The following is a 12,324-nucleotide window of genomic DNA, read 5'->3' on the forward strand; positions in this document are numbered from 1 at the left end:
CAGGTGACCTCAGTTCTTGGCCTCAGAAGCACCAGAACTTCCAGCCGCTTTGAGCTGCACCGGCATGCCGTGCTTGAGGTTGAGCAGATTGGTGGTGATCACCTTTTGATTGAGGGTCAATCCCTTGGTGATCGGGTAGCGGTTGTTCTGCAGCGCTCCAACCTGCACCGGGGTTTGCAGGGCAAAGAGGGTGGTCTTCGGCAACTTGCCGTACTGAATGCCCTTGCTGATGCGCTCGATATCAGCCTTTCCTGGATTGGCCTTCAGCTCTTCGAAGCTGCCCATGCGAAAGACAAAGCTTTGACCGGACGACTGGGTCACAGCAGCGAACGGCACAGACAACCGCTCCTTTGACTGCACTTGCACCCGGGTCCGCAACCGCTGACCGCTACGCAGACGTCCATCAGCGTTGGCAAACAAGGCCTTCACCAACAACCCCTGGGTCTGTGCATTGACCTGGGGATCGATGGAATCCACCTTGCCGGTCGCCAGCACCTTGCCGCTCCCCGGAGCGCTCAGGAGCACGGGTTGGCCAAGCGCTAATCGATCACCAAACACCGCCGGCACCTCAACACGGGCCTCCAAAGCGTTGTTCTGGACCAGGCTGGTGAAGGGTTGGTTCTGCTGAACGATGTCGCCCACCTTCACCTGCACATCAGCGACGGTCCCGGCGGTGGGGGAGCGCAGATTGCTGTAGCTCAGGGTGGCTTCCAGGGATTTCACCTGCTCAGCAGCAGCGATGTAACGCGTGCGGTAAGAGTCGCGTTGACGCAGCGATGACGCACCTTGACGGGCCAGGAATTCCTCCCGTTGCCAGTCGAGCTTGGCGGTTTCCGCCTTCGCTTTCTGCTCAGCGAGGGCCGCCCGCTGTTGGGCCTGATCCAACACCACCAGCAATTGACCAGGCTGCACCTGATCGCCCTGACTGATCTTGAGCTCCAGCACCCGACCTGAGGCTTGGGCCGCCAACTGCACCAGGTTGTAAGCCTCAAGCGTGCTGACCGTGTCAATGTCGTCGGTGAACCGTGCCAGCTGCACCGGCGCCTGCTGCACCGCGACCGGTGGGCGCTGAGGGCCTGAGGGACCGCAGGCGGTCACCATGACGCCCAAGCTCAGCAGGCCTGCCATCCGGGTGGATCGGTTCACGCGCACTCCCCTTCACGGGCGAATTATGGGAGAGGTTTTTCAACCTGTTGGTCCCGAACAGGTCAAAATTGGTAGATGGAAACTGAGCCATGACGGCCGACCTGTTCTCCCATCACGGTGATCAGCTGCGTCAACGGCAGGCTCCCCTGGCCGATCGCATGCGGCCGCGCAACCTTGAGGAGTTCGTCGGGCAAGGAGCGATCCTGGCGGAAGGTCGTCTCTTAAGACGTGCCATCGCCGCCGATCGTGTCGGCAACCTGCTGCTCCATGGCCCGCCTGGAGTCGGCAAAACCACCCTGGCGCGGATCATCGCCAATCACACCAGAGCCCACTTCAGCAGCCTGAATGCGGTGCTGGCCGGCGTCAAAGATCTGCGCACCGAAGTGGATGCCGCACGCCAACGCTTGGATCGCCATGGCCTTCGCACCATCCTGTTCATCGACGAGGTGCACCGCTTCAACAGTGCCCAGCAGGATGCCCTGCTGCCCTGGGTGGAGAACGGCACCCTCACCCTGATCGGGGCCACCACGGAGAACCCCTACTTCGAAGTCAACAAAGCCCTGGTCAGTCGTTCCAGGTTGTTTCGGCTGCAAACCCTGGAAGCCGATGACCTGCGAGACCTCCTCAGCCGTGCCCTCTCCGATCAAGAGCGAGGCTATGGCGACCGCCTGGTGACGATCACGAGCGAAGCGATCGACCATCTGGTCGATGTGGCCAACGGGGATGCCCGCAGCCTGCTCAATGCCCTGGAGCTAGCGGTGGAAAGTACGCCCGCAGATGCAGACAGCGGCACGATCTCCATCGACCTCACCATCGCCGAGGAATCGATCCAACAGCGTGCCGTTCTCTACGACAAACAGGGGGACGCCCATTTCGACACGATCAGTGCCTTCATCAAGTCACTGCGTGGATCTGACCCCGATGCGGCACTGTTCTGGCTCGCTCGCATGGTGGAAGCGGGAGAAAATCCCCGCTTCATTTTCAGGCGCATGTTGATCTCTGCCGGAGAAGACATTGGCCTGGCAGACCCCCAGGCGGTGGTGGTGGTGGAAGCCTGCGCCGCGGCCTTCGAGCGCATCGGACTGCCGGAAGGCCTCTATCCCCTGGCCCAGGCAGCCCTTTATCTGGCGAACACCGACAAGAGCAACAGCACGATCGGCATTTTTGAAGCGATCAAACATGTGCAAGCCAGCGCCCGTCAGGACGTGCCCAGTCACCTTCGCGACGCCCACCGTGATGGCGATGCTTTCGGTGATGGCAAGGGCTATCGCTACCCCCATGCTTTCCGGGAACACTGGGTCGCCCAGCAGTACCTACCAACAGCACTCCAAGGCGAAGTGTTCTGGACCCCAAGCCAGCAAGGCTGGGAGGGCACGAGACGCCAACGCATGCTTGAACGTCGTGCCGCCCAGCTCGCCGCCGCTGCGGAAGCTGTGGATGAACACCCTTTGCTGGTCAGCAGTGGGCCCGAGATTCCAGATCTGGAGCGCTGGCTGCAACGCCAACTGAGCCAAGACGGCGAACGGCTCCAACGCCTGCGCGAACGCCTCTGGCAAGGGTTGGCCTGGCAACGCACTGACCGGGTGCTGATGCTGGGGGGAGCGTCACTGCTTTGGAGCCTGGATCCGCTGGCGGCCGTTGCCGATGGCGGTCTCACCATCCTGTGCACCACTCAGGCGGAACACGAGCGGCTAATGGCGCAGCTGCAGCTTCTCGACCCCTTGCAGCGGCCTCAGCTGATTGTGGGCGATGACACCTTTGCCAACCTCACGCCTGACCATCATTTCGAGGTGGTCGCCGGGCGCCTCAACCGCCAAGACATGGGCCAACGCATCACGACACAGCTGCTTCAACAGCTCGATCAACGCTGTCCCGCTGGATCCCAGATACGACTTCTTCTCAGCGACGCCGACCTAGGCCCCACCGAAGCTTTGCTGCGGCTTTGCGAGCCCGGCAAACTGACACCCGAAGAGCAGGGGCTTCTCGACGGCCTACTCACACGCGAAGCCGACTGGATGCACAAACCTCAGCAACAGGAGACGTTGCTCGCTGCATTGCGCAGTCAAGGTTGGCAATTGGAGATCGAACAATGGGAGGAACCCCTCAGCCTCCCCGTTGACAGCTCCCTGCAGGAGCGCTGGCTGGGAAAAGATCGCCCCTTTCGCGCCGTGCTGGCCGATGGCCCCCAGGGGGAATCGGAAGCAGCTTTGCTGCGCCGGCTACTCAAAACGGTGCAGGGCGCTCAGCTCCCCCAACGACTTTTGCACCTGCGTATCAGTGGCCACCGCACCGCGGCTTAGCCAAGCAAAAAGCCCCGGCATCTGCCGGGGCGGGCTGCAAAACGAAGGCAACGTCTGATGACGTTGCGCACTGATCACCAGAGGCCGCGCACTGGAGCAGGAGCAGGTGCGGGCTCAGCAGGCAGGATCTGGTTGGCCTGCACACACTTGGGCAGGAACACGTACCAAGAGAGCAGGGAGGTGTCTTGGGGAGGCTCCAAGCCAGGCTGGCAGACGTTCTGAGCACCATCGGACTTGCCGTTGTCGGCCAGACCGAAATCAACAGGCAGGTTGTCCATGATGCCGGCCGAAGACAGCTGACCATCGATGGAGTCGGCGATGATCGCCGAACGCAGAGCCACCACAGCGGTCTTCTTCTTCATCCAGTAAGGGAAGTAGCTGCGGGTCTGCTCATCCAGCCACGCCTCACCATCGGAGGAGTAGAGGAAGCGGGAGACGCCGATCAGATCAACGTCGTAGGTCTTGGTCATGTTCTCGCGGATTTCATCGGCGGTCCAACCGGACTCGGCGATGCCTTGAGCGAGGCCACGATCGGTGATGTCACCGTCGTTGAAGAAGGTCTTGAACGCACTGCTGGTGGTGGTCCAGACAGCACCACCGGTCTCCCAACGCACAGGGCGCTTGGTACCGGCTTCGGCTGAAACAGCCAGGGTTGAAAGAGTTGCGCCAGCGAGAAGGCCGGCTGCGAGACGATTGAACACGGACGGCGATTGAAGACGTCAAACCTTTTTTAGACACAGAGGAAGAAAGTGCCAACAGTGTTGCTCTCAAGAGCAGCCAGGGAGTGAAACAACCGATCCGATAGGGATCATTGAGCCGCAACAATCACCGCATCGCAATGGATCTGCCAGTCAGGCAACAGTGAAACACTGCAATTGCATCAATTATTGAAGTCGCCTATCAACCAATCATCAAGACGATGGTGATCCAATCTGGGTCCATCCATCAGGGCAGCCATCGGCAAGGCTGAGGCGCACACCCTTCTCAGGCAATGGGCCTCGGCACTGCCAGCGAAGAATCCGCGGACCGCCTTGGCGCACTGCAGCTGCATAACCTTCCTTTCCGCGCCGAGGCTGCAACCACAACTCACTTCCAGCAGGAGTCGATGTCACAGTTGCCTCCAACTGCGGCCCACTATCCAGCCCCAGATCGCGGAGCGAAGCAGCGAAATGGCCCCAGTAATGGCGAGTCATTTGGCCCCGAATGAACTGCTCAAGCAGGGCTTCGGCATCACGCCGCTGCTGCAGAGTCAACTCACGCTGTTGAAGCGCTCCATCCACCATCAGCAGATCCGGACGTCCTGAAAATGTGCGTCCTTGCGACGAGTGCAGGGGTTGGCGAAGACCAACAATCCCTACAACGACAAGACAACCTGCAGCCACCCATGACGGTGCTGAAGCAGAACGGGACCACACCACAACCACTCCAAACGGGAGCCTCAAATCACGCTAGGCAAAGCATTCCGCTGTGCACAGGATTGGCACCAGCGACGACATCTCCCTGAGAGGCCACAAGGGCCAATATCCAATCCCCCTGCCGCCAAAGGTCAGAACAAAGTTGCGTTCCATCGCGTTGATCGACCACAAGGTTGCCGTCAGGCTCACAACACCAGTGCGCAAGGTCGCGGGCCAGGCTGCCTCTCTGCCATTTGATCGCCGCTTCCTTGCGCACCCAATGCTCGAGCACCGCTTGACGCTGCTGCTGATCCGATAGCGCCAGCAGCCCAGGCTGCTCCGCGTTGCAAAAGAAACGGCGCACAAGCGCGTCCGCCGGAATCCTCCGATCGGCGCGTTCCAAGTCCACCCCAATCCGCCAAGGGCTCCAGGCCACCAACAAGGCATCCGGGCAGTGGCTCAAACTGACGAACCCCCATCCATCCGTGAGCTCAGGCGGCTGACCCGGCGGGGCCTGAAGAGGCAGCTCAGCAGCGGGGATCTGCAGCAACTCCGCGATCAAATGACGCATCCAACGGCGTGACCAGCGGTAATGGTCGCTGCGGGGAGCGGGCAAAGTCCCTGCCCAGACCTGCTCTTGGGACGACAAATCAATGGTTGGCGCCGGATGCGACAACGGCAACAGCCAGAGGGCGGGTACGCTCCGCCTCGGCCTCTGAGCACGTTGACATGCCGCTTCAAATCGGTGATCCCGCACCTGATTTCACTCTCCCGGACCAGAACGGGGCATCGCTGCAGCTGTCCTCTCTGAGAGGAAAACGCGTGGTGATCTACTTCTATCCCAAAGACGCCACACCCGGTTGCACCAAGGAAGCCTGCAATTTTCGCGACCGCTGGGACAGCTTCAAGCAGCACGACATCACGGTTCTCGGCATCAGCAAAGACAACGCCACCTCGCACCAGCGCTTCATCACCAAGCAGGAGCTGCCGTTCACTCTGCTCACGGATGAAGAGCCCTGTGCTGTGGCCACGAGCTACGAAAGTTACGGCCTGAAGAAATTCATGGGCCGCGAATACATGGGCATGATGCGCCACACCTTCGTGATCGATGCCGACGGCAACCTCGAACTGATCTACCGGAAGGTTAAGGCCGACACCATGGCGGATCAGATCCTGACGGACCTCGGGCTCAACTGAGTAGAGCCACCAGCCCCTCCATCACAAGATCAGGAGCATGGCGTACATCGGCCCCCCTCGCGCGCAGTTGGTCGTGCAGCAGGGGGGCGTCGCCACCGCACAACCACAGGGGCCAACCACACTGGTGCTGAGCCTCCAGCAGGAGACCCAGCAACGATTGAACTGCGCCTCGCTGCATTGCCTCGACTGTGAGCTGCGGGAACAGATCACGGGGCAGAGAACCAAGCTTCTCCGGGTGGGGTAGATCCCTGGTTCCGGAAGCCATGGCCCGCAGCTGCAAGCCAAACCCCGCCGCCAACTGGCCGCCGGCAAAACTGCCATCCGCTCGCACCCGGGTGAGGCTGAGCACCGTTCCGGCATCGGCAACAAGCAACCCGTCCTGCGTCAGAGGGTTAGCAGCACGCCAAGCCGCACAGCCGGCCAGGGCACGATCGACTCCGAGCCAGGGAGGCAGTCCCTGCAAAGGCACATCAGCCAGACCAATGCGCCTGGACTGAGAAAGGCGTGGATGGTCAGGCACGGGGCCTACCGCCGCCCAGCCAATCAGATCCACTTGGTCCAAACGACATGGCTCGGGCTGGGTGTGTTCAAAACACCAGCCGCGCGGCGCGTCAACAGCCCAATGCCAACGACTGTTGCCGATCAGAAGAGCATGGCCGCCCTCTGGCATGCCTAGATGCCTTCGCCAGCCAAACCCGAGAGACCCTCGGACCCGCTCCCCGGCAGATGAATGCCGCATTCCTGCTTGAGCCCACCGAAACGGGTGCTTCGCCCGGATTGTTCGGCACCGTCAGGAGCACTGGAGTGCCAATCGCCAACAGTGGAGTAGCCCTGATCGAACAGGGGATGCTGCGGTAGTTCGTGCTCCTGCATGTAATAGAAGACGTCTCGCGGGGTCCAGCTGAGCAAAGGCCTCAAGGAAAGACGACCTCGAATGGGTTCGAGCCACTCCATGGAGCTGCGGTGATCCGTCTGCCCCCGACGCACACCACTGGCCCAGCACTGGACGTCGAGGGAGGCCATTGCGGCTTCCAAAGGCTCCACTTTGCGGATCTGGTGATAGAGCTGCAGGTCTTCGACTTTGCCGGTGTCCCACAGCTGGCCGTGCAGAGCTTCCATCCGCGCAGGGGAAAGCTCGCTCTGGGCCACCCGGAGGTTGAGCTGAAAGCGATCGCACAGCTGAGCGGCGTAGCGGTAGGTCTCCTCGGGAAGATATCCAGTGTCGACCCAGATCACCGGGATTGCCTCGGCACCATCCAAGGTGCTGAGCATGTGCAGCAAGACCGACGACTGGATCCCAAAACTGGTGGTGATCGCAAAACCATTGCCAAAGCGTTCGTGCGCCCAGGCCAACCGTTCGACAGGAGCAAGCTGCTCCAGCAATGCCGCATCCTCGGCCGACCCGGCAGCCGCGGATGACGTTTGTCGTGCCGCGGCGGCAGTGGTGAGGCCTTCAGTCATTCACCCATCTTCTAATGCCGCCGGTCCCAATCGAATGCCTATGGTCGTTTTCACTCTTTACTGCAGCGATGACCTCCCGATCCACTGGCTTTGAGGGGGAGACAGCACGGCCCGTGGTGATCGTCGGCGGAGGCTTTGCAGGCCTCACGGTTGCCCTCAGGCTGAGCCGGCAGAGGCCAAGACCTGGAGTGGTTTTGGTGGAACCCAGGAAACAGTTCGCCTTCCTGCCGCTGCTCTACGAACTCCTCAGCGGTGAAATGCAGCCTTGGGAAGTCGTGCCCAGCTACGACACCCTCCTCAACAGCTCCGGCATCGCTGTCATTCACGACCGCGTCAGTGCCGTGAATTGGAAAGACAAAGAGGTGCAGACCGCCTCCGGCCAACGACTCGCCTACGAGCAGCTCGTGCTTGCCACGGGCTCGCAACCCAATGATTTCGGAGTACCAGGGGTCAAGGAGCATGCCCTGCAATTCCATTCCCCTGACGATGTAACAGCGCTGCGGCAGCGCATCAAAGACCTGCAACGCCAGGGAGGTGCTGTGGAAGGGGCAGTGCCCGCGCTGGTGATCGTCGGGGCGGGTGCCGCCGGCGTAGAGCTGGCCTGCAAGCTGGCCGACCTCACCGAAGGGCGCATCAGTGTGCACCTGATCGAACAGGGCGATCGCATCCTTCCCATGGCCAAGGCCTTCAACCGCGAACAAGCGGAGGCCTACCTGGCGCAACAAGGCGTGCACTGCCACCTGAACACCCGCGTGGAGTCCGTCACGCCCAACGACGTCAGTCTTCGCGATGGCGATCAATCCACCGTGCTCCCCCATCAGGGATTGATCTGGACAGCGGGCAACAAACCAAGACGGCCCCAGCTGATCCCCGAGATCACAGCCAGCAACGGGCGACTGGCAGTGGATGAGGCGCTCCGCAGCCAGGATTTACCCGATTGTCTGGTGCTGGGGGATCTGGCCATGCGTGCTCAGGCGGATGGTGCGGAAAGAAGCCCATGGCCTTGCACAGCCCAGGTGGCGATGCAGCAAGGAGAAGCCGCGGCCAACACCTTGATCGCCCTTCAAAAGGGGACACAACCCGAGCCATTTGCCTACAACGACCTCGGCGAAATGCTCAGCCTGGGGATCGGCAAAGCCACCCTCACCGGCATGGGGATCACCCTCGCCGGCCCGCTGGCCTTCAAGTTGCGGCGTCTCACGTACCTCGCCCGGTTCCCAAGGCTTTCACTGGGCTTGCGATCCGCTGGAGCCTGGCTGCTGAGCCGTTGAAACAAACCCACTTAGCCGGACGCACCAAAGGCCTGCGTCCCTCGCAAGTGCGTCAGGCCGAACGCCTCGGACACCGGCGCCATCCACAAGGGGCCGGTGCTGACCTGCTGGCCCTAGAGCGTCTGGCCGAACTGGTGATTGACCTTGCCCAGCCTCTCCATCTGCTGGTGGACACCCGAGGGCTGTGCCGCCTGCTCTGGGTCGGGCCTCTGACGGAATCCGGCCAACTGCTCTCCCACTTGCCAGCCAACTCCCGCCGACGATCGGACGACCAAGGCGGTTGGCGTCTGATCAGCTGCCTGAAAGGACAGGCTGACGCAAGCCTGAGCCTGGATGCCCGGGAGTCGGTGGTCGCACTCGATCTCAATCCCGACAGCTGGCTGCGTTATCCCTGTCAGCCCAAGGCCGGCGGTCTCTGGCGGGCAGGAGCCTGGCGACCGGACCCAAGCGCCCCTCTGGGCTGGAGTGCCGTGGGCAGCGATCAGTTGCAGCCCTTGTGCAATGAAGATCTGCCTGCCGTGGATCACGTTGCGTCATCACCCGCTGCCACCCCATCGGCCGCTGCTGGACAGGGTGAGGAGCGGGTGCTGCTGCTGACCCTGTCCAGCAGCGACCCCAAACGCAACGAACGGGATCTCGCCGAGCTGGAGGGCCTTGTGCGCAGCGCAGGTGCCAATCCGGTGATGGTTTGCCATCAGAAACAGTCAGGCGCCAACCCTCAGACGCTCTGGGGCACCGGCAAACTCCAAGAGGCCGCCCTCGAAGTGCGGCGGCACAACGCCTCATTGGTGATCACCGACCGCGAACTCTCTCCAGTCCAGGCCCGCAACCTCGAACGCTGGCTCGACTGTCCGGTAATGGACCGGAGTGAACTGATCCTCGACATCTTCGCCCAGCGCGCCGCAAGCGCAGCAGGACGCATCCAAGTGGAACTGGCCCAGCTGCGCTATCGCTTGCCCCGCCTCCTGGGGCGGGGCCGCAGCCTCTCCCGCCAGGGAGGCGGCATCGGGACCCGAGGACCGGGGGAAACCCAGCTGGAAAAAGACCGCCGGGCGATCAGCCGACGGATTGAGGCCCTGCGCAGAGCCACCAAACAACTGGAGGAGCATCGCGCCCGACTACGCGACCGTCGCGAGAGCCTGCCCAGGCTGGCGCTGGTGGGTTACACCAATGCCGGCAAATCGTCGCTGCTCAATGCCCTGTGCGTGAAAGGCGAGCGCAAAAAAGTGCTGGCCGAAAACAAGTTATTTGCCACCCTCGATCCCACCACCCGACGCCTGACCCTGCCCCAACCCGCCGCTGCCGCCAGGGAGCTGCTGATCACCGACACGGTGGGCTTCATCCGGGACCTGCCCGATGCCCTGGTGGAAGCATTCCGGGCCACATTGGAGGAAGCCCTGGACGCCGATGTCCTTCTTTTGGTCGTGGATCTGGCTGATCCTGACTGGCAGGCGCAGCTCACCGCTGTGCATCGCCTTCTGACGGACCTGGGCTGCAACAAACCCCGGCTCGTGGTGGCCAATCAGATCGACCGTTGCCAGGTGGAAGCAATTGATGCCATCACGGATCAGGAATCTGAGGTGATCTTTATTTCTGCCACCGATGGCACCGGACTGCAGGGGCTGAAGCAACGCTTGGAACGGCAGTTCTGGGAGGTCGAAACAGACACCTCTACGGTGGCCATGCCGAAGCCCGACGGGCCCGCCCCTCCATGGTCGAACTGACTGCGGCGCTGCAGAACCCCCAAGCCCAGATCACGCTGGCGGTGCTGGGCCTGGCTGTCGTGCTGTTCGTCACCGGAGCACTCGCACCGGAACTGACCGGCCTGCTCAGCGTCGCCTTGCTAATGAGCACGGGTGTGCTCACCCCGGAACAGGGTCTGGCGGGGTTCGGAAGTCCGGCCCTGATCACACTGATGGGGCTGTTTGCCGTTTCTGCTGCGCTGTTCCGCAGTGGAGCCCTCGACCGCCTGCGGGAACTGATTGCGTCTGAGCGCATTCGCAGCTCCCGGCGAATGGTGGCGCTGCTCTCGCTCGTGGTGGGGCCGATCTCCGGTGTGGTGCCCAACACTCCAGTGGTGGCAAGCCTTCTACCAGTGATCGAAACCTGGTGTCATCGGCGACGCATCTCGCCATCCCGGGTGTTGCTGCCACTGTCGTTTGCCACCTTGCTGGGGGGAACCCTCACCCTGCTGGGGAGCTCGGTGAACTTGCTGGCCAGCGACATCAGCCGCCAGCTGGGCTTCGGAACCCTCGAGCTGTTCAGCTTCACGGCCATCGGCATTCCGGTTTGGCTCGCCGGGTCGGCCTACATGCTGGTGGCCTCTGGCCTCCTGCCCAATCGTTCAGACACCAGTGAGCGATTGCGTACCGACCAATCCCAGATCGGTTATTTCACCGAAGTCAGCATCCCCAACAACTCCACCCTTGTGGGCCAGACCCTGCGCCACAGCCGGCTGCAACGTCGCTTCGATGTCGACGTGCTGGAGTTGCAACGGGGACGCGAGCGGGTCTTGCCCCCCTTAGCCGACCGCCGTCTTGAAGCGGGCGACAGGCTGCTGCTGCGAGTCACCCGAGCCGATCTGCTGCGTCTTCAGCAGGAACACACCATTCAGCTGGCCGATGCCAACCGGCCAGCAGCCAACCCCATGGCGCTGAGTGCTGGCGACAAGCCCCTGTTCAGCAACGAGGAAAGCGGTCAGAAAACCGTGGAAGTGCTGCTGCCGGCAGGCTCCACCCTCGCGGGGGCCAGCCTGCGGGAACTTCGGTTCCGTCAGCGGCACAACGCCACAGTGCTCGCCCTGCGCCGCGGCCAGCAAACCGTTCAGGAGCGCCTGGGGCAGGCCGTGCTGCGGGAAGGAGACGTGCTGCTGCTGCAGGCGCCCTTCGATGCCATTCGCGGACTGCAGGCCAGCAACGATCTGCTGGTCCTCGATCAGCTTGAAAACGATCTACCCACAGTGCAGCGCAAGCCCTTGGCAGTCACGATTGCCCTGCTGATGCTGCTGATCCCCACGGTCACCCCAATTCCCTTGGTGGCGGCCGTGTTGCTGGCGGTGGTACTGCTCGTACTGGTTCGTTGCCTACGCCCTGGCGAGGTGCAACGGGCGATCCGCCTGGACGTGATCCTGTTGCTGGGTTCCCTCTCAAGCTTCAGTGTCGCCCTGCAAACCAGTGGTCTGGCCGATGGTCTGGCTGCAGATCTGGAGCGGCTTCTTCTGCAGTGGCCCGCCTACTGGTCACTGGTGATGATCTTCCTGGTCACCACCCTGATCACCAACGTGATGAGCAATGCCGCCTCCGTCGCCCTGCTCATCCCCGTCGCCACTCAGCTCGCCCAACCGCTCGCGATTCCTGCCCAGGCCATGCTTTTGGTGGTCTTGTTTGGGGCCAGCCAGTGCTTCCTGACACCCATCGGGTACCAGACCAACCTGATGGTGTTCGGCCCCGGTCGGTATCGCTTCCTGGATGTACCCCGCTACGGAGCTGGCCTCACGGTGCTGATGTGCCTTCTAGTTCCTGCTCTAATTCTCTGGCACTACGGCACCGTGTGATC

The 12,324-nt window shown here is 62.1% G+C and carries 11 protein-coding genes; 5 read left to right on the top strand and 6 right to left on the bottom strand.

Features of this window, described 5'->3' with window-relative positions; genetic code table 11:
- Nucleotides 1-9: 9 nt before the first annotated feature.
- Nucleotides 10-1,128: an efflux RND transporter periplasmic adaptor subunit gene (locus RS9916_RS08735; RefSeq protein ID WP_038023546.1), complete on the bottom strand. Its 1,119-nt coding sequence runs from the start codon at nt 1,126-1,128 to the stop codon at nt 10-12.
- A gap of 107 nt (nt 1,129-1,235) precedes the next feature.
- Between RS9916_RS08735 and RS9916_RS08740 the strand changes: the two genes are divergently transcribed.
- On the top strand, nt 1,236-3,446 hold the full coding sequence (locus RS9916_RS08740; RefSeq protein ID WP_007099001.1) for an AAA family ATPase: 2,211 nt from the start codon (nt 1,236-1,238) through the stop codon (nt 3,444-3,446).
- Between the two features lie 74 nt (nt 3,447-3,520).
- On the opposite strand, the gene RS9916_RS08745 is transcribed toward RS9916_RS08740, so the two are convergent.
- The 3 genes from RS9916_RS08745 to RS9916_RS08755 form a co-directional block, all read right to left on the bottom strand.
- Entirely contained in the window at nt 3,521-4,147 is a 627-nt protein-coding gene (locus RS9916_RS08745; RefSeq protein ID WP_007099003.1) for a hypothetical protein, read from the bottom strand.
- Between the two features lie 210 nt (nt 4,148-4,357).
- Complete coding sequence (locus RS9916_RS08750) at nt 4,358-4,828, bottom strand: thymidylate synthase (RefSeq protein WP_156777519.1); 471 nt, start codon at nt 4,826-4,828, stop codon at nt 4,358-4,360.
- A 61-nt stretch (nt 4,829-4,889) separates the two neighbouring features.
- Nucleotides 4,890-5,456, bottom strand: coding sequence for a 4'-phosphopantetheinyl transferase superfamily protein (locus tag RS9916_RS08755; protein WP_007099005.1), 567 nt, complete (start codon nt 5,454-5,456; stop codon nt 4,890-4,892).
- A gap of 113 nt (nt 5,457-5,569) precedes the next feature.
- Here RS9916_RS08755 and bcp point away from each other — a divergent pair, with 113 nt between their 5' ends.
- Entirely contained in the window at nt 5,570-6,037 is a 468-nt protein-coding gene (gene bcp, locus RS9916_RS08760; protein WP_007099006.1) for a thioredoxin-dependent thiol peroxidase, read from the top strand.
- Here the strand turns inward: bcp and RS9916_RS08765 are convergent.
- On the bottom strand, nt 6,030-6,707 hold the full coding sequence (locus RS9916_RS08765) for a type III pantothenate kinase (protein ID WP_007099007.1): 678 nt from the start codon (nt 6,705-6,707) through the stop codon (nt 6,030-6,032). The two genes, bcp and RS9916_RS08765, sit on opposite strands and share 8 nt — an antisense overlap.
- A gap of 2 nt (nt 6,708-6,709) precedes the next feature.
- Nucleotides 6,710-7,498, bottom strand: a complete 789-nt coding sequence (locus RS9916_RS08770) for a phosphoadenylyl-sulfate reductase (RefSeq protein ID WP_007099008.1) — start codon at nt 7,496-7,498, stop codon at nt 6,710-6,712.
- A 68-nt stretch (nt 7,499-7,566) separates the two neighbouring features.
- Between RS9916_RS08770 and RS9916_RS08775 the strand changes: the two genes are divergently transcribed.
- From RS9916_RS08775 to RS9916_RS08785, 3 genes are read left to right on the top strand one after another with little or no spacing between them, the layout of a single operon-like run.
- Complete coding sequence (locus RS9916_RS08775) at nt 7,567-8,769, top strand: NAD(P)/FAD-dependent oxidoreductase (protein ID WP_007099009.1); 1,203 nt, start codon at nt 7,567-7,569, stop codon at nt 8,767-8,769.
- Nucleotides 8,766-10,493, top strand: coding sequence for a GTPase HflX (hflX, locus tag RS9916_RS08780; protein WP_007099010.1), 1,728 nt, complete (start codon nt 8,766-8,768; stop codon nt 10,491-10,493). The genes RS9916_RS08775 and hflX overlap by 4 nt, the downstream gene beginning before the upstream one ends.
- Nucleotides 10,481-12,322 (top strand): SLC13 family permease, encoded by a 1,842-nt coding sequence (locus RS9916_RS08785; protein WP_007099011.1) that lies wholly within the window; start codon nt 10,481-10,483, stop codon nt 12,320-12,322. The genes hflX and RS9916_RS08785 overlap by 13 nt, the downstream gene beginning before the upstream one ends.
- Nucleotides 12,323-12,324 lie beyond the last annotated feature (2 nt).

Source organism: Synechococcus sp. RS9916 (genome assembly GCF_000153825.1).
Classification (GTDB): Bacteria; Cyanobacteriota; Cyanobacteriia; order PCC-6307; family Cyanobiaceae; genus Synechococcus_C.